Consider the following 18,223-nt stretch of genomic DNA (forward strand, 5'->3'; position numbering starts at 1 on the left):
CGCAATATTAATCCTCGCTTATTCACTTCTTTATTGCGATTTTATAAACTTTACACCGTTCTTTTACATTGTGTTACATAACCATTTGCATTTAAATAAAAAAAGCAGGTACACTTTCCCGCCCATTTTGTTGGGTGAATATAAATTAAAGGAAATTAATAATGATAAAAAGATGTTTAACTGCTGCGGTATTAGTAAGCGCGTTTGTTTCAATGCCGTCACAAGCAAAAAGTGGCATCAACCCATGGCAACAATGTGGTATTGGCGCGATGGTTTTCCCAGATAATGGCGTTGCTGCAGCAATTTCTAATATTATTTGGGATTTAGGCACAACTGCAGTGTCTTCTAACATCTCTTCAGTAGAAAGTTGTGAAGGCGCTAACGTAAAAACAGCGCAGTTTATTCAACAAACTTTTCCTGTATTAGAACAAGAAATAGCACAGGGTGAAGGCGAGTATATCGCTGCAATGCTTAACGTACGTGGTTGTGATGTAACTGCACATCAACAAATTATCACTTCGGTACGTAACGATTACGCAAACGCGCCAATAGACAATGCACAAGCATTTTATGAATTAGTTGAAGGTAAAATTACAACTAACTTTTCATCTCAATGCGCTGCAATCTAATAATTAAAGGGCTTAACAGCCCTTTTTTTTGGTTAAACAATGAAACCTCTATTTTATTTAATTAGTGCTTTTTTATTCATCTCTTTCTCAAGCTCTGCCACGAAATCTATCTCTGTTTTAGCCAAACACCCAATATGGTTGAAATTAGGGCATTACAAAAACCAACCAGCTACCATCAGTTATATTACTAACGCATCATTTTTTATTGCAGATAACGGACGTACTGATCCGGCTGCCGAATTAAAAGCAACAATCCATGCTTTTAATAACCTGCCCTCAATGCCATGTCGCTACCCTGCTCGTTACCAATGGCTCAAAGAGCAAGGTTTAACCTTTTCAATGCCAGCTGCAGAGTGCCCAAAATTAAAGCAATGGCGAGAGCAACAAGCAATTCACTCTGTTAGTTTAGTATTTGCATCTGGTTATATGAGTAATCCCGCATCATTATATGGTCATTTATTACTTAAACTTAATCGCTCGACCGAATCAAAAAACAAATTATTAGATTACAGTATTAACTATGGCGCACACGTTCCAGATAATGAAAACGGCTTGGTGTATATTCTCAAGGGCTTGTTTGGTGGTTATAAAGCCGGTTTTTCAGATCAACTATTTTACCGCCACCAGCATAATTACGGTGAGATAGAATTAAGAGATTTATGGGAATATACGCTTAATCTAAACGAGCGCGACGTGGCTTTTATTGCTAATCACTTATGGGAAATTTTAGGCACTGAATTTGATTATTACTTTGCCGATGAAAACTGTGCATTTCATCTTGCGCAAATTATTGAACTTGTTATTGGCGATCAACTAACCAGCGAAGGCGCTCCTTGGGTAATACCAGCCACTATTTTTTCAAGATTAAACACGGCCACTTACCAAGGCCAATCGGCGGTTAAAAATATCACATTTACCCCCTCGCGCGACACTGTATTTGCCAAGCACGTTCAATCTTTAAGTGAAAAAGAGCTCAGCTTTGCAAAACAAATCTTTGCCGAATCACCTGTACTTAAAAACGAATCGTTTTTAGCTTTGCCAGTACACTCTCAAAAAGCCATTATTGGCGCTTTATTTGAACTCGTACAAGTAAAACAAATTCAAAAGCAAACCCCAGTAAAAATAAGTGAGTTAAAGAATGCACTTATTAAAGCGCGCTTAAAGCTGCCAATGGGCGAAAACAAAGTAAAATTTCAATTTACCCAACAGCCACCACATCAAGGGCAAAAGCCCTCTAATAGCTCAGTTTCTGCAGTGCACACGGCTGAGCAAACACAGTACACTTTGGGTTTTAGGTTGAGTTATTTTGATACCCTTGCCTCTGATATTGCCCGCATTCCATTTTCTAATTTAGAAATGTTAGATACCGAGCTGATGTTTACTGATGGCGAAACTTACATAAACAAAGTTCATTTATTAGATTTGGAGTCATTCAATCCAAACCAATTATCTTGGGCTAATGAATCTAAGTGGTCGTGGAAAATTAATGTTGGATTCGACAGACAACCAGCACTGTGCAGAACCTGTAAACGTAGGTTTGTTATGGGGGGAGCCGGACAAGCTTGGCAATTTAGCAACAACACCTTAGCCTATAGCTTAATTAATGGTTATTTAGGTGATTTAGCTAAAAACAGCCACTTTTATGATTCGTCGGTAGAAGTGGGGGTTATTACTGGTACTGACTCAGGTATTAAACTTAAAGCATCCTACGAAAAGTCATTCTTAAATGCCAAAAACCCTGCGCAAACCAAACTAGAAATGGCAGTGCCTTTAAGCCAAGATATTGATATTAGATTAGCGGTCACTCACGCTAATTCAGCTATGTGGCAGCTTAAACTCAACTACTATTGGCAGTGATATAAAAAAGCAGCCTCTGTGTATACAGTAGGCTGCTTTGAAAATTTAGTATTTAATAAATAGTCTAACAGTTTAAGATAAAATCAAAACCTTACTAATATCCACACACTGCGCTCGACTACCGACAAAATCTTGCTCATTAAGCTGATTAATTAGGGTTTCACCTTGTTGCTGTTGCTCATCGCTAAGCGGCACATAAGGCATTCTAAACACTGGGTTAACCGCGCCTGTCATGATCATCGCGGTGTTAATGGCAATTGGGTTTGGCTCGCAAAACAGCCAGTTCATTAATGGTTGTAATGAATTATTTAGCGCATCATTTTTGCTATCCATTAATTGACGGAACAAACCCGGGATCAGGTTAGACGTAACTGAAATAACGCCATGTGCTTTATGAGTATGGCGTGCATCGTGTGCTTCGTCATCATTACCAGACCAACACGCAATACCCTGTCGTTCATAGTGCGCTATACGCTCATTGCCACCACATTCTTTAACACCAATAAAGTGCTCATGCTGGGCCAGTGGTTCAATAATATCAGGGGTGAGGTCTTGACCTGTGCGCCCTGCTACGTTGTAAATAAACGCCGGACCAATATCAAGCACACGTTTAAAGTGCTCTTTAACACCGGCAATTGATGTGCGCCCGTAGTAAGGGTTAATTTGTAATGAGGCATGCATGCCGCTGGCAAAACCATATTTTGTTGCTTTAATTGCTTCGCGCGTATTATTACTGCCGGTGTTACCTACAATCAGTAATTGCTCACCAAATTTATTGGCACTGTGCGCAATTAGCATTAAGTGCTCTTCCCAGTTCATTAATTGGCCTTCACCGGTAGTGCCACCAACAACTATGCCGTCAACACCCGCTGCAATTTGTATTTCAACGAGTTCATCATACTTTGCAATATCTATCTCACCATTGGCTAAGTAAGGTGTTTTAATTGCAGTAATAAGGCTTGCTTGTTTAATTTGTTCTAGGGTGCGCATAAAAAAATCATTGTTATTAATACTTGCCCTATTTGTACCATATTTACCGCGCTATTTGCAGTGATAGCCAGTATTTAATTATAAAATGGCTTGTGTTATTGAGTTTGATGATACAAAATAAACAACTGTATAAATAAACAGTATTTTGTTTTTTACTATTAAGCGAGCCACTATGCGTTTATCTGACTATTTAAGCACTCACTTTTATCACACTGATGAGTTATGCCAAGCACTCAACATAGACACTGAAACTCTTGAAAATTGGCAAGCACAGAGCATTTTCCCTAAACCCAGTTATTGCATTAAAAATCAAATGAGCTGCAGCTCTTATTCAGGGTTATATGAATGTGAAGAATACGACGATTATTATCCCCGAGGTTGTGTAAATTGGGGGCAAGGATTAGTTAAACAAAAAATTGAATCATCTAACCAAGCTTTTAATCTGTTTACCCAGCACTATACCCAATGTTTGGCAAAGCTTGCACAGCAAGGCTTTATATTTAACGAAGAATTGTTTGGCTGTGAAATAGAAGAACATTTACAGCAAGTATGGCAACAATTTTTATGCAGCAAATATGGCGTGCTCACCCAAAACGGCTTAATTGATGAAATTGTGGCTGTGGATATTGGCAGATTATTAGTAGACGATATAACCGAACTGCGCAGCAAAGCCAGTTTAGATAAGGATGAGCGCACCCGCATTCATCCTGCTATGAAGCTTTTAAATAAAGCCCTCAGCCATGGCGCCGATCACGAAAAGCAACTCACATTACGTAGCCGCTATATTGATGCTCTTATTTTAAAATACGATTTATCGATTAAGTAAAGGGTCGTGTTTGGCTGAGGAGTTTAGCTATTTAAGGTTGTTATTTGAATGCTGCTAAAGCCCTGAACACATTTTTTGCGCTTTTATTGTTTGCTCAAGCTTGATTGTTTTTAATCCCTATAGCAGTAACGAATTATGTGAGAATATTAACCGTGTTTTAGAGCCCTAAGTTATGGCTATCTTTCTTCTATTCGACATAAATCGATAAGAACTTAGCTGTAGTGGAGCTTTAGGACCTATATTAAGACTTACTGTCCAAGTTATTTTCTTTTGAGACTCTACGAGCTGCCATTAGATCTAGATTCAATTGTTTTGCTATTGATATGAGCAAGGCCAACTCTTGTTCAATAAGTGGTAACGCATTAATTTCAAATGCTGACTGGTCGATCCAAGTTGGCTCTAAGAGGTTTTCTGTATGCCGAATAAAAAATACGGCTTTATTGCCAACAAATTCACATTCAAGTTGAGTAGCATTAACTTTCATAACAAAGGCGTATAATAACGACAGCAGTTGTTCCATCATAACCGGTGTTAGAATATAACGCGCTAAAACCTGATCATTTGAATAAACTTCAAATTTATTTTCAAAGTCGACGTTTTCTAGGGCGACTTTCTCAGTTGCTTTGTTATCTTTAGTGAGCCAGTTTAATACCTTGCCATGATCATGTTTCACAAGCGTATGTGAATTAAAATTAAAAGGCATTGTAAGTAAGACTAAACACCCTTTAAATACTCTATTACTACCATTTTTACTTCTTTTATGAAGAGTTAACTCAGTAAATTCAAATCCAATGTCGTCTATCTTTCCTGTTACGCAGTCTTCAGTTTTTAGATAATCAAAATTAGAAGCAATAGCTAAATTTTTGATGTCGTTTGCTTGTAAATTCGATTTAAGTGAATAAGTAAAGTCGCCATACATTTTCACAAGGATTGGCATTACTTTAAGTTTATAATGACGAACATAATCAAGCGCTGGCTTGTATGCCCATCCGGTTCCGATACAAAAAGATACTGGAATTATATACAAGAAACTACCGTCTTCACCTGCAAATAAAGCAAAAATAGTAATCAAAGCCGCGATAGGCAAAATTACAAAGTTTAGCTGACGCTTACGTTTAATAAATTTTGCATGCAATGACTCACGATTTAGCTCAATTGACTTTAATTGAGGCTTAATGTCATTTTCAAATGTATTTTTTAACTCATCTGATGCATAAGCGTTATTAAGCTCTTTATTTTTTCGCCCAAAGCGTAGTTTAAAAGCATCAAAATAATCAGTGAATTCTGATATTTTATTCAACATATCAAATCCTTATTAAGAATCTAATATGTCTGTGGCAATGACTGGTTGACGTTCAGACTCTGAGACCTCAAAGAAAGCAACAGTTCGAACACCTATTATGCTTGCAATAATATTCCCAGGAAACACCTGAATACTATTTCTAAGTACTCGATTTGCACTATTAAAGTTGCGTCTTGCCGCTGAAATATGTTCTTCGATGTCAGCATAGGTACGTTGTGCATCAAGCATAGTTTTATCTGACTTAAGTTCTGGATAGTTTTCCACAGCAACCATTAAACCCGATAGTGAGTTTTGCAACTGTCCCTCTAATTTAAAACGCTCATCAGTATCATTATTACTACTTGATTGTAATATGTTGCTGCGTAAACGTGTTATCTCTTCAAGCAGCTCTTTTTCATGACTCATAAACTTTTTAGCGATAGCTAAAATATTAGGAATTAATTCTGTTCGCTTTTTCAATTGTACATCTATACCAGAAAAAGCCTCTTGCATCGCATTTCGTTTAGTAATAATTGATACATACCATGCATAAAAAATAACAACAAAAACAACGACGATTGCGATCACAACCCAGTTATTACTGAAAAACTCTGACATATCAATCCCTTGTTAAAAAATAGTCCATCACAAACTTTATAACATAATTAATTTTAAAAAAAAACGTTAAATAAATAACCTGAGATAAATTAACTTTATTAAATGATCCCAACCTAAAAAAGATCCTGAAATTGTTCTACAAAACTTACTATTATTAAACTCTACATTTAATTTCTTGCAACTTGAGAAGGTTAGTTTCAATTTTAAATAAATGTCGTTGCAAAACTTAAATCACAGACATGAAAGTGCAAGCTCTTTGTAGTTAAAGTAAGTACCAGATTGTTAGGTATCTCCAGTAATCGAAACAATATCTTCAAAAAAACACTTCAAGCGCTCTTTCGACTCTTCCGGCGACAGTTCTTCACGCAGAGGATTTGAGTGAGTTGCACCATTATACTTATAGAATGGCTTATATTTGTAGGGAGTATTTGGAAATCATATTAAAAAAGGGAGCTGTAAGTTACAGCCCCTACTTGGGCATTAGCTTTGTGCTGCTAACCAATGGTTTTATACACATCAATATTAGTAGAGGTAATAAATGTACCGACTGCATCACCAAACGCTTTAAAGTGGGGCGCGTTTTTATGGGCTTCAAAGTGCTCATTAGACGCCCATTGCTCACTCACTAAATAGGTGGGTTGCTCAGCCTCGTTTTTAACTGATAGTTCGTAACGCAGGCAGCCTACTTCTTGGCGCGAGGACTGTTGTAAGTTTTCGAGCTCGGTTAATAGACGCTCTGCATCGCTATTTTCACTCGATAGTGTAGCAATTACCGTTAACATGGGTGTTCCTTGTTTCAAAAATAAAGGTGCAGCTCAACTGCACCTGTTTTGGTTCTGGCTTTTTGGTTATTGATCCCACTGTGGTGCAAAGTCAGGCGTTGCTTGGCGGTCGTTGCAATCAAGGCCATCAATTCGCGCTATATCTTCATCATCAAGTTTTACCTTGTCGTTAAAGTTATCTTCTAAGTTTTTACGCTTGGTCGATGATGGAATTGTGGTCATGCCGTTGGCATTTTCCCATGCAATAACCACTTGCGCTGGCGTTGCATCGTGTTTATTAGCAATATCTATAATGGTTTGATCGTTTAACACTTTACCAACCACAAACGGCATATAGGCTGTTACATGTATGTCATGTTGAGCACAAAAGGCGCGCAGTTTGGTATTGGTTAAATAGGGATGCACTTCTACTTGGTTAGTAAATATTTCACGCGAGTCTAACGTTTGCATCGCTTCTTTTAAGTTCGCAATAGTGAAGTTTGATACACCTATATGTTTGGTTAACCCTAACTTTTTAGCTTTTAGTAGCTCAGTCAGGTATTCGCTCATAGGCTCATTGTTTGATGGTGCAGGCCAGTGAACTAGCAATAAATCAACCGAGTCAACTTGTAACTTTTCTAATGATTTTTCTACACTTGCGATAAAGTCGTTTTTATTGAGTTTATTGTTCCATACTTTGGTAGTAATAAATAACTCATCTCTGGGAATATTACTGTCTTTAATGGCTTGGCCAACTTGCTCTTCGTTGCCATAAATTTGCGCGGTATCAATATGACGAAATCCTACTTCTAACGCCATTTTTACAGATTCATAAGCAGTTTTACCTTCTAAACGAAAAGTACCCATACCTAAGTCTGGCATTTCAATTACACGTTGTGTCATAGCTTTATCCTTATTAAATAATTGGTTTAAAATTCAAACGTCGTGTTTACTAAATACACCGATTACTTTTTGATTTAAAATTTCGACCTCATGAAAATACTGAGGTCATTCATTTTTATTTCAAGACTAACCTACATAAGTTTCGCTTTATTTAGCCTGAACATTTTGTTTATCTAGCCTGCCACTGTACCGGGTGACTATTAAAGCCAGCAATGAAACAACGGCGCCAATCCATGCGGTATCTTTTAGTTCCATGTGCTCTACTACAAGGCCCCCCGTAATAGAACCCAATGCTATGCCAATGTTAAATGCTGCTATATTTAATCCAGATGCAACATCGACTGCGTTAGGAGTATGTTGCTGAGCTTGCTTAACAACATAAAGCTGCAAACCAGGTACATTACCAAATGCAAATGCCCCCCAAACTAATATGGTTAATACGGCAGCAACCTTTGACTCCATGGTAAAAGTAAATATCAGTAGAATTACAGTAAGTGCACTAAAAATAATGCTCAGCGCACTGATCGGGCCTCGCTTGTCAGCTAATTTTCCACCCCATATATTACCAACAGCCACTGAGACACCATATACCAGCATAATTATGCCAATTGTTGAAGATGCAAATCCTGTCTGCTGCTCTAAAATGGGGGCCAAGTAAGTAAACGCAGTAAACGTGCCGCCATAGCCTAAAATTGTCATTAAATACACAAGCAGTAATCTAGGTTTAGTAACAACTTGAAGTTGCTCTTTAAAGGTTGCCGGTACTGATTGCTTTAAATTTTTAGGTACTAATACAGCACTTCCAATTAAAGCGATAATACCAAGTGATGACACCACTAAAAATGTAGCGCGCCAACCAAAGTGCTGCCCTATCCAAGTACCTAATGGCACACCCGTTACTAGCGCTACCGTAAGGCCGGTAAACATAATTGCAATGGCGCTAGCCTCTTTATCTTTACTTACTAAGCTTGTCGCTATCATTGAGCCAATAGAGAAAAATACACCGTGAGCAAGTCCAGTTAAAATGCGTGCTATTATTAACGTTTCGTAGCTAGGGGCTTGCCAAGCTAATAAGTTACCCATAACAAATAAGCCCATAAGACTTATAAGTACCACTTTTCGGTTCCAGCGACCCGTTAATGCAGTGAGAACCGGTGCGCCAATAGCTACACCAACCGCATATAAGCTCACTAGTAAGCCTGCTGATGGTAAGCTCACGCCTAAATCGTTTGCAATAGTTGGCACTAAACCCACTATAACAAACTCTGTTGTTCCAATTGCAAATGCGCTTAAGGTAAGCGCCCATAAAGCCAATGGCATAGTTACATCCTCATTTTTAAAATAGATGTACAGTGTGAGTAAAAATGCCTTTGCAATAAATGGCATAAATGGCAAAATACTTTTGTTTATTTTGCAAATATAAATGAGTGAATTTATGCCTGTTCAAGCTAAAACTGAAGATCTAGAAATGTTTATTACCATTGTTGATTGTGGCAGTTTTTCCGGTGCGGCTAGTTTACTTGATTTAAATGTAGCTAAAGTTTCAAGAGCACTATCTCGTCTTGAAAGCAGGCTAAACTGCACATTACTAAATAGAACAACACGCCGCTTAGAACTTACCGAGGAAGGGCATATATACATAGAATATGCGCGAAAGGCTTTAAACACGCTGCTTTGCGCCGAAGAAACAATTAACCTACTTAAGCAAGCACCTAGCGGGCACTTGCGTATAGATGCAGCAAGCCCTTTTGTTTTGCATCAACTAGCGCCACTAGTTAATGAGTTTAAAAAGCAATACCCGCAAATCACGCTCGATATTACCTCACACGACAATATTATTGATTTACTTGAGCGCAAAACAGATTTAGCTATTCGCATTGGAGACTTAAAAGATTCAAACCTGCATGCGCGTAAATTAGGCCAAAGTAAATTAAAATTGGTCGCAAGCACTGATTATTTAAAAAATGCGCCACCGTTACAGCAAGTTTCAGATCTTAAAAACCATAACCTAATTGGTTTCAGTGAACCCAATACTCTTAATCAATGGCCCTTGAAGCATGAGCAATCGCTGCACTTTGATTTAAGGGCTAGCAGCGGCGAAACCATTAGGCATTTATGTATTGCTGATCAAGGCATAGCACTTCTCTCACAATTTATGATTGCAGAAGATTTAGCCAAAAAACGATTAATAGAAGTTTTACCTCACAGCGTAAGTAGCCCAAATAATCGAGAATCTATTTATGGCGTTTATTACAAAAATGAGGCGGTTTCTTCCCGTATCGTTGCATTTTTAGATTTTATACAACCGCGACTAAGTTTATAAATCACTTTTAAATTGAGTTTAAAGAGCAACTTAATGAAATAATTTACATTATTGACGGTTTTAAGATTAAGCTGAGTATAAACATTGCAGTTGCATTATTTAGATGAGGTAGTATGGATTCTTTAACACAAGTTGCGTTAGGTAGCGCCGTAGGGTACGCAGTATTAGGTAACAAAGTGGGCCGCAAAGCGGTGTTATGGGGCGCTATTTTGGGCACTTTACCCGATTTAGATGTGTTTTTACCCTATGGCGGCAGTGTTGAAGCATTTACTTATCACCGTGGCTTTAGCCATTCATTTTTTGTGCACTTGTTAATTAGCCCTTTGATTGTTTGGCTAATTTTAAAAATACACACTGGCATGCAAGCGTATAAAACACGTTGGTTTTGGTTAGTGTTTTTGTGTTTATCAACCCATGCACTATTGGATGCACTTACTGTGTACGGTACGCAATTAATGTGGCCACTTACAGAGCATCCGTTTGCAATTTCAAATATGTTTATTATTGATCCCCTCTACACGTTACCGCTATTAGTAGGGGTTATAGGCACTTTAATACCAAAAATAACCGCCCCAACCGCCTACAAAATTAACGCAATTACGCTCACAGTAAGTACTCTCTATTTATGTTGTTCGCTTATTCTTAAAGTTGTTATTGACGATAAAGTCAACACTGCGCTACAAAACAGAGACATCACAGTCAATGAATACATTAGCACTCCAGCACCGTTTACTACTTTACTTTGGCGGGTGGTTGTGATGTCGGATGGGAAATATTATGAAGGCTATGCATCGGTGTTTGATACACCCAACGAGGTTACCTTAAATGCATACCAAACAACCCCTTCTTTACTAAACGAGATTAAAAATGAATGGGGTGTTAAACGCTTGCAGTGGTTTACAAAAGGGTTTTATTCCGTTCGCGAGCAGCAAGACAAAGTTATTCTCTCTGATTTACGCATGGGCATGGAGTGTGCTTATGTGTTTAATTTTGTTGTCGGTCAGAAAGATGGCTCAGCAATCAGTGTCGGTAATTTTGAAAAAATAAGTCAAAGACCCAACTTAAACAACCTACCTAAAATATGGGATAGAATTTGGCACCCCGATACCGTATTGGCATCGCCATTAGCAAAAAATAATTGTGTAGAGCAATAATACCAACTATAACTGCCATCTTTTGAGTAAACTCAACTCAATACCTTGTTGAGTTTACCTCTATTTAGTTAGGGGTTATCGTATAATTGGGTTCTGTTTTTTCCGCGCTCTTTGGCTTCATATACCGCATTATCGGCTTGGGCAAATAAATCAGTAAACGTCGTTTTCGCAGTACTCAAACTTGCCCCAATACTGGCGGTTACTGGGCGATTACCTACTTTAATTTCAGCAATTAATAAATGCAGCCTTTGGCAAAATGACAAAGTATCTGCTTTATTTGTATCTGGCACCATAATTAAAAACTCTTCACCGCCGTAACGAGAAATAAGGTCGGTTTGTCGACCAAAATGTTTAAGACGTTGCCCCAACTCTTTTAAAACTCGATCCCCTTCTAAATGCCCAAAGGTATCATTAACGACTTTAAAATTATCAATATCGATAATTAACAATGCAACCGACTGCTTTGATCGCATAGCCTGTTCGAGTAACAGCACGCTGCGGCAATTCATCTCTCTTCTATTTAATAAATTGGTTAACTCATCGGTAGACGCTAAAGATTGTAAGCGTTCAGTTTGCGCTTCTAACTTTCCCGTGTTTTAATCAGCTCGTCGTAAAGCTTATCTCGCTGAGTCGCGTTAAAAAAGCTCCAGTATATATAGCCCTTTTCATCAAGCTGAGCATTAACGGTAACGGCCATACGCTCGCCTTGGGCGCTGAGCATAATTAACTGCATTTCTTGACACGCTTTTTCATGCAGTAAGGTAGGAAGCACATAACTTTGTAAAAATATTTTTGATGATTTAGTTATAATTTTATCAACCGACTTGCCAATAAGCTCATTACAATTCCACTGTAATTCCTTTTGAAAATAAGTATTTGCATAAACAATAATGTTATCTGCATTTGTCACTAATGCACCATTTAAAAAGTGATCTGCGGAATAATCAGCAAGCTTTTCATCTACTTTATCAAGTGACATGTGGCTAACTCACAAAATCAAAAATTAAACGGCTGACTGTTTCTGGGTGCGTCATATGAATACAGTGGCCATGCGCACTAATAACCTTAAGTGTTGCATTTGAAATTTCATTCGCTACAAACTCCCCAACAGAAGGCGCGGCTAAAGCATCATTTTCACTTTGTAAAATTAAAGTAGGCTGTTTTATATGTTCAAGTATAAAACGGTAGTCGGATAAAAACGTGGCTTCTGCAAAGGTTTTTGCAATAAGGGGATCGGTTGAGCAAAAACTTCCCGATAGTTCCGCTATAAATTCATCTGGATGAGAGTTGCCCATTACTAGAGGCGCTAAATAATTAGCCCAACCAATGTAATTTTTATCCATTAGGTTTAGTAATTCGTGAAGGTCTTGTTTTTCAAATCCACCAAAATAATCAGGGGGTAAATTTAAAAAGCACGGTGAGGGGCACACCATAACCAGCTTAGAAAATAGCTCTGGTTGCTCAATGGCAGCAAGTGCGCCAATGGTGCCACTAACCGAGTGGCCTATAAATGTAATATCGGTAAGTTCAAGTGCGGCACATATTTCTAGTACGTCTTTGGCATACCCATCAAGGGTTGAGTAGCGCTGTTTATTATATTTAGACACATCAGAGTTACCTGAGCCTACATAATCAAACAGCACTAAAGTAAAATGTTGTTCAAGGGCAGGAATAATAAATCGCCACATGTTTTGGTCGCAACCAAATCCGTGAGCCAACACCAAGGTTTTATCACCCTTGCCAATTATTTTGACGTTGTTTCTGCTGAGTATTTCATTTAAATGTTGCATGCTGAATTATCCCTTTCTTATTTCAACTTATTAATGGTAGTTCAACTACGAGCCGAAACTACTATTTTAACACTAAATGTAGTTTAACTTATTATAAAGCTTTAAACATCAATTAGTTAGTTGAAAAATAATCAAGGGGCAAAGTACATACTATTTTATTGAATAAGTGTAATTAATTATTTCGCTTATCTATAAAAACAATGCCTTTTTAACATTAAATTACAATCGTATAGCCAGTGTTAGCATAATGACTAATTAATATGCCTAATACAAACAGTTAGTTTTGGTGCTCATACTGTCCGCGATATACTTCAAATACTTTTAGCACGGTGTGTTGTTCTTTTGAAAGAGAGTCAAACCAGTCATCAAATAACTCATCATCTTCTTGTTCGCTTAATGCTAAATAATGAGCAAGCAATTCAATGATATCGTTATGAGAACATGCGAGTGAGTCAACTTGTTTTGCCAATACACTATGATCGCGCTCCCTTAGAGTGTCCATAACTCCTTGGTCGATTTGGTCCTGTTTTGTTTGAGCGTCACTCATAAACTACCTCTATTCTACGTGTTTAAATTTTTATTATTTTTTTTGCTGAAACTAGTTATAGCAGCCTAAATACTAATAGCCAGTACTTTTGATCTAAGTGCTTATTTTTTGACTAGATTGTGCAAATACGCAGCAATTACGGTGCATTAAAGACTATTTAACCAAAGTTCAAGCTATTTAAAATGATTTGCAAAGGGAAATTAAATGCGCTAAATTAAATGATATACTATCACATAACATTAAAGGCGTTTAATGAAACCAAATATTCACCCTGATTACCATGTGGTTGCTTTTCATGATACTGCAGCCGATTCATATTTCATTATAGGTTCAACCATCAAAACCGACCGCACTATCGAAATAGACGGTAATACATATCCCTATGTGCCTATTGATGTTTCATCTGACTCACACCCATTTTATACAGGCAAACAAAAAACGCTCGCTACTGATGGCCGCGTTGCGCAATTTAATCGTCGTTTTAAAAACTTATCTTCGGCTAAAAAGGAAAGCAAATGAAAGTATTAAGTTCATTAAAAAGCGCAAAGCAACGACCTGGTTGTCAAATTGTAAAACGTAAAGGGCGCGTGTTCGTGATATGTAAAGATAACCCAAGATTTAAGGCCGTACAGGGTATGAAGAAAAAATAGTGGGATAAAATAATAATGCCGAGTTTATTACTCGGCATTATTATTAAAGGGCATTTACTTTACTTCAACAGAAAACTCAGGCACTGCCTGAATAACCTTTTTCACGGTGCATGTATTTACAGCAGCAATAAGTGCTTTTTTATATTTATCGGGGAAACCTTCAGGCAACCCAATTTCAATAGAAAAACGTTTTTTACCGTTTTCATCCACATTCTCGTTATTTTGTGTCAGCGTCATGCCGTCGGTTGAGATCTCTCTTTGCTGACAAAATTTACGCGCATAAAAACCAGCGCACAAAACCATGCTAACCAAAAAATAGTCAAATGGTTCTGGGTGCTCTGCCCCACCACCGGCATTGATGCTTTGATCGCTTATCACTTCATGCTCACCAAACTTAGCACTCAACTTTTGACCATCTAACATTGAAACTGAAATTTCCATTGCTAATCCTTATTTTCCAAACAGTAATTCAAAAAAGCCTGGAGGCTCATGTAATTTATGATATTTTTTGCGTAAATTATCGATGGCTTTAAGTGGTTTTTTTGCAGCTTCGAGTCCCTGCTCATTCGCTACTTTTTTTGCCAACTGGGCTTGAACCAGTACTTTATCGAGCCCTTGCACCGACTTCTCAGCTTCTTTATAAAATTTGGCTTGCTTACCTTGCTCTATCAATCCAATAAATTGATCGATAGCACCATTAAATTCTTCAAGTTGGGTTGCTTCAACACTTTGTTTATAAGCCAGCCCAATATTTTTCATGGTCTTTTCTAAATCACTTACGTCATTAGCGGCAACTGTTTGACTAAAGAGTAATACTATTAACAATAAAACTGCTTTCATTCATAAATCCTAAAAAAATTAATTGCTGCATACATGCTAAACTTACTGGGGTATTATATAGCATAACGCTTAGATGTCACCACGGAGCTAGTTAGCAAGGTAAAAATCGAGCTTTATAAAATCTATAGAGAAACATATGCCTTTGTTTAAATTATACCGCCTGATAACTTATACCTGCCTGCTATTCAGTAGTTACAGTATTAATGCCTTAGAGATCATATTCATCAATCCTGGCTTTTCAAATTCAACTGAAGCTAATAGCAATAAAACCGGTGATTTTTGGTTTCATGTTTCTAAAATTATGCAAAATGCTGCCACAGATTTAGATGTGACATTAACTATAAAATACGCCAATCGAAATCATATTTTAATGAAAGAGCTGATCCAGCAGGCCATTAACGATAAGCCTGATTACCTGTTATTGGTAAACGAAAAAAATGTCACCAGCCAATACCTATCTAAAATAGACAGTAACAAGGTTCCCATTTATTTTTTATTAAATCGTCCTTCCCCTGCGTCTCTCGAGCAATTGCAAAAAAATGGCGTCAATGTGGTCGGCAGTATTACCCCAAATAATCGTGTTGCAGGTAAATCATTGATGCAGCAGCTTTATAAAAAGTTTACCAATAAAACAAAAACGCCAGCTCATACATTAGCTTTACTAGGAGACTACACAACCCCTGCTTCCACTTTACGTACCCAAGGGTTAATGGATTTTTTAGTGCAAACATCCAAAGTAACCTTAACCGCTAAAGAGGTTGCAAATTGGTCTGAGCAAGAAGGCTATATAAAAACCATGGCCTATATGCAACTTGCGCCTGAAATTAACATTATTTGGTGCGCTAATGATGCCATTGCGTTTGGTGCTAAAAGAGCATTAACGCAACTAAACAAACAATCGCAGGTTATTGTGGGTGGGATTAACTGGGATTCTGCGCCTAATAACGCATACACGCTTGATATATCGATAGGGGGTCATGTTTTATTAGGGGCTCATGCAATTATAAACTTATTTGATAACCATACTGATTTAAAGCATTGGCCACTTTTTCACAGCACTAATGATATTTTTCAGCCACTCAACGATACAAATAAGCCTTTATATAATGCAATTAATGCGAATAACCTAGCCGAAATAGACTTTTCGCAGTTTAGTAAAACCCGCCCAGACAAAGTTGAATTTACTATAGAAAACTTACTACTCGCGCTTGAGTAATGTAACTGTAAAGCCCCTTTACAGTTACATTGATTACTTTAAACGTCGTTAATTATGCCCTATTAGATAACCAGAGTGTTTGATACGGTGCTAATTGCATAGTTTTAAGCTCTTCATCCAGCACTGTTTTAGAGAGCAGCTCATGCCATTGCTGTGTATTTATTAAGTTCAAATCGGCCAAGGTTAAGCTTTGTGGCTGACTGCTGATATTATAAATACAAAAAATACTTTGCTGGCGGTCAATGCTTTGTCGCCAAAAACCAAATAACCCCTCTCCTAAATGCAAAGTGAACTGTGTTGCATTAGGATGAAATGCCGCTTGCCTTTTACGCACTGCTAATAACTGTTTTACTCCGTTGAATACTTGATGATGATGACTATATTTTTCTGCAATTGCCGCTAATAATTTTGACTCTTGCCAGCGATGACGGTTAATGGCGCGATTGTGCTGCGAATTATCAAAGCGATCATAGTCATTAGTGGTGCCAAGTAAACTATGTATATACAGCCCTGGGATCCCCTCCATTGCAAACATAATGGCGTGAGCACATAAAAAGCGCTCAAGGCCAAATTTATCCGCGCCATTATGCGTCCCTTGTAAGGCATCAAACAAGGCAATATTTAGCTCATACGGGGTATGTGTGCCATCGTGACTAGTACGCATTGAAACGCGCCCACCAAACTGCATGGTGGTACTGACTAATGAAGCAACCTCACTGGGTTGCAGCAAGCCTTCAATTGGCCTTAAACCAATGCCATCGTGAGAAGCAATAAAATTAAAATACGCAGTGCCGTTTTGTGCAGGCGGCATACTCATCATCCAATGCTTAAGCGCCGTACTATCGCCACTAAGTAAGGTATGCAACAACAACGGCGGCAAGGCAAAGTTGTAAATTGCATGGGCTTCGTTGGCATTACCAAAGTAAGACAAGTTCTCCTGATTGGGAATATTAGTCTCGGTGATGATCACCACACTTGGCTCGGCATGCTCAATCAGCGTTCGTAATAAACGTACTACTTCGTGGGTTTGCGGTAAATTTATACAACTGGTATTAAGTTGTTTCCATAAAAAGGCCACAGCATCAAGGCGAAATAAGCGAATACCGTTGTCTAAATAATGACGAATAATGCCGACAAACTCTTTTAACACCTCGGGATTTTCAAAATCAAAATCCACTTGATCATGACTAAATGTGCACCATACATGTTTTTCACCACTGGTTGTTGTTACCGTATTTAATAGTGGCGATGTACGAGGACGAACTACTTGGCTTAAATCGTCAGTTAAACTGGCTGTTTTAAAGTAATCTTTTCCGGGGTGTGTATCAGTTAAAAAGTTTTCAAACCAAATACTTCGACTAGAGCAATGATTAATGACTAAATCCGCCATCAGTTTTACATCATTTGCAATCGCGTTAATGTCTTGCCAGTCACCCAGCGCTTCATTAACGTGTGCATAGTTCATTACCGCAAATCCTTCATCTGAGCTATACGGATAAAAGGGTAAAATATGCAGTGCATTAAGCTGATGATCGCACTGCTCTTTTATAAAGCGATGCAAGGTTTTTAAAGGCGCCTCTAAAGGGGTGCCTACGGCTAAATCACTGTCTTCATGGTTTATTATCGAATCGCCATAGGCTATTAGCACAACATCTTGTTCATCCCAGCGGTTAGTGTGTGGCGTGGGATCGCGAAGTGGGTTATCACCTAGAATTAAGGTGATCAATTCTTCAGTCAATTCGCTTATTGCTATCGGTAATTCAACATCTTGATAAATAGCATGTAAATGTTGTTCAACTCGTTGAAAAAACTGTTCTTTAACTATACTCACAGGCGC

Annotated in this window: 19 protein-coding genes and 1 pseudogene; 8 read left to right on the plus strand and 12 right to left on the minus strand. The window is 38.0% G+C overall.

Translation table 11 applies throughout. The annotated features are described in order from the left end of the window. Positions 1-161: 161 nt before the first annotated feature. Together QL986_RS06355 and QL986_RS06360 are read left to right on the plus strand one after the other, a co-directional pair. Positions 162-629, plus strand: coding sequence for a DUF3015 family protein (locus QL986_RS06355; protein WP_008115277.1), 468 nt, complete (start codon positions 162-164; stop codon positions 627-629). 39 nt (positions 630-668) lie between these two features. Then, entirely contained in the window at positions 669-2,486 is a 1,818-nt protein-coding gene (locus QL986_RS06360) for a DUF4105 domain-containing protein (protein WP_016899719.1), read from the plus strand. Positions 2,487-2,558: 72 nt separating this feature from the next. Here the strand turns inward: QL986_RS06360 and dapA are convergent, their stop codons facing one another. Further along, positions 2,559-3,476, minus strand: coding sequence for a 4-hydroxy-tetrahydrodipicolinate synthase (gene dapA, locus QL986_RS06365; RefSeq protein ID WP_016899718.1), 918 nt, complete (start codon positions 3,474-3,476; stop codon positions 2,559-2,561). 172 nt (positions 3,477-3,648) lie between these two features. On the opposite strand from dapA, the gene QL986_RS06370 reads away from it, so the two are divergent. Next, positions 3,649-4,302: a DUF6058 family natural product biosynthesis protein gene (locus tag QL986_RS06370; RefSeq protein ID WP_016899717.1), complete on the plus strand. Its 654-nt coding sequence runs from the start codon at positions 3,649-3,651 to the stop codon at positions 4,300-4,302. Between the two features lie 241 nt (positions 4,303-4,543). On the opposite strand, the gene QL986_RS06375 is transcribed toward QL986_RS06370, so the two are convergent. The 5 genes from QL986_RS06375 to QL986_RS06395 all read right to left on the minus strand — a co-directional run bounded on the left by QL986_RS06375 (position 4,544) and on the right by QL986_RS06395 (position 9,186). Continuing rightward, the gene (locus tag QL986_RS06375; protein WP_016899716.1) at positions 4,544-5,605 is read right to left on the minus strand and encodes a DUF3137 domain-containing protein; all 1,062 of its coding nucleotides are present in this window, start codon (positions 5,603-5,605) and stop codon (positions 4,544-4,546) included. A gap of 12 nt (positions 5,606-5,617) precedes the next feature. Beyond that, positions 5,618-6,202 carry a LemA family protein gene (locus QL986_RS06380; protein ID WP_016899715.1) on the minus strand — a complete coding sequence of 195 codons (585 nt, stop codon included), beginning with the start codon at positions 6,200-6,202 and terminating at the stop codon, positions 5,618-5,620. A gap of 494 nt (positions 6,203-6,696) precedes the next feature. Then, a complete protein-coding gene (locus tag QL986_RS06385) occupies positions 6,697-6,984 on the minus strand; it encodes a putative quinol monooxygenase (RefSeq protein WP_016899714.1) in 288 nt (95 codons plus the stop codon). Positions 6,985-7,050: 66 nt separating this feature from the next. Continuing rightward, positions 7,051-7,866, minus strand: a complete 816-nt coding sequence (gene dkgB / locus QL986_RS06390) for a 2,5-didehydrogluconate reductase DkgB (protein ID WP_013463211.1) — start codon at positions 7,864-7,866, stop codon at positions 7,051-7,053. Between the two features lie 147 nt (positions 7,867-8,013). Beyond that, positions 8,014-9,186 carry an MFS transporter gene (locus tag QL986_RS06395; RefSeq protein ID WP_029609950.1) on the minus strand — a complete coding sequence of 391 codons (1,173 nt, stop codon included), beginning with the start codon at positions 9,184-9,186 and terminating at the stop codon, positions 8,014-8,016. Positions 9,187-9,301: 115 nt separating this feature from the next. On the opposite strand from QL986_RS06395, the gene QL986_RS06400 reads away from it, so the two are divergent. Both QL986_RS06400 and QL986_RS06405 read left to right on the plus strand, forming a co-directional pair. Then, positions 9,302-10,189 (plus strand): LysR family transcriptional regulator, encoded by an 888-nt coding sequence (locus tag QL986_RS06400; protein WP_171046524.1) that lies wholly within the window; start codon positions 9,302-9,304, stop codon positions 10,187-10,189. Between the two features lie 113 nt (positions 10,190-10,302). Then, positions 10,303-11,343, plus strand: coding sequence for a metal-dependent hydrolase (locus tag QL986_RS06405; RefSeq protein ID WP_008115296.1), 1,041 nt, complete (start codon positions 10,303-10,305; stop codon positions 11,341-11,343). 68 nt (positions 11,344-11,411) lie between these two features. Here QL986_RS06405 and QL986_RS06410 read toward each other — a convergent pair. From QL986_RS06410 to QL986_RS06420, 3 genes and pseudogenes are all read right to left on the minus strand, one after another. Then, a pseudogene (locus QL986_RS06410) lies at positions 11,412-12,322 on the minus strand (diguanylate cyclase). Positions 12,323-12,326: 4 nt separating this feature from the next. Continuing rightward, positions 12,327-13,133, minus strand: a complete 807-nt coding sequence (locus QL986_RS06415; protein ID WP_013463207.1) for an alpha/beta hydrolase — start codon at positions 13,131-13,133, stop codon at positions 12,327-12,329. 277 nt (positions 13,134-13,410) lie between these two features. Then, on the minus strand, positions 13,411-13,680 hold the full coding sequence (locus tag QL986_RS06420; RefSeq protein ID WP_013463206.1) for a hypothetical protein: 270 nt from the start codon (positions 13,678-13,680) through the stop codon (positions 13,411-13,413). A gap of 252 nt (positions 13,681-13,932) precedes the next feature. Here QL986_RS06420 and QL986_RS06425 point away from each other — a divergent pair, with 252 nt between their 5' ends. Together QL986_RS06425 and ykgO are read left to right on the plus strand one after the other, a co-directional pair. Continuing rightward, complete coding sequence (locus QL986_RS06425) at positions 13,933-14,199, plus strand: type B 50S ribosomal protein L31 (RefSeq protein ID WP_058155974.1); 267 nt, start codon at positions 13,933-13,935, stop codon at positions 14,197-14,199. Further along, positions 14,196-14,330, plus strand: a complete 135-nt coding sequence (gene ykgO, locus QL986_RS06430) for a type B 50S ribosomal protein L36 (protein ID WP_004586489.1) — start codon at positions 14,196-14,198, stop codon at positions 14,328-14,330. Before QL986_RS06425 ends, ykgO begins: the two co-directional genes overlap by 4 nt. Positions 14,331-14,384: 54 nt before the next feature. On the opposite strand, the gene QL986_RS06435 is transcribed toward ykgO, so the two are convergent. Next, positions 14,385-14,771: an OsmC family protein gene (locus tag QL986_RS06435; protein WP_016899710.1), complete on the minus strand. Its 387-nt coding sequence runs from the start codon at positions 14,769-14,771 to the stop codon at positions 14,385-14,387. A 9-nt stretch (positions 14,772-14,780) separates the two neighbouring features. Then, entirely contained in the window at positions 14,781-15,170 is a 390-nt protein-coding gene (locus tag QL986_RS06440) for a cytochrome b562 (RefSeq protein WP_128583287.1), read from the minus strand. A gap of 136 nt (positions 15,171-15,306) precedes the next feature. On the opposite strand from QL986_RS06440, the gene QL986_RS06445 reads away from it, so the two are divergent. After that, on the plus strand, positions 15,307-16,386 hold the full coding sequence (locus tag QL986_RS06445) for an ABC transporter substrate-binding protein (RefSeq protein WP_058155971.1): 1,080 nt from the start codon (positions 15,307-15,309) through the stop codon (positions 16,384-16,386). A 52-nt stretch (positions 16,387-16,438) separates the two neighbouring features. Here the strand turns inward: QL986_RS06445 and QL986_RS06450 are convergent, their stop codons facing one another. Beyond that, entirely contained in the window at positions 16,439-18,217 is a 1,779-nt protein-coding gene (locus QL986_RS06450; protein ID WP_128583288.1) for a sugar phosphorylase, read from the minus strand. Positions 18,218-18,223: the final 6 nt, after the last annotated feature.

It is taken from the genome of Pseudoalteromonas sp. APC 3250, from assembly GCF_030407915.1.
In the GTDB taxonomy this organism is placed as follows: domain Bacteria; phylum Pseudomonadota; class Gammaproteobacteria; order Enterobacterales; family Alteromonadaceae; genus Pseudoalteromonas; species Pseudoalteromonas tetraodonis.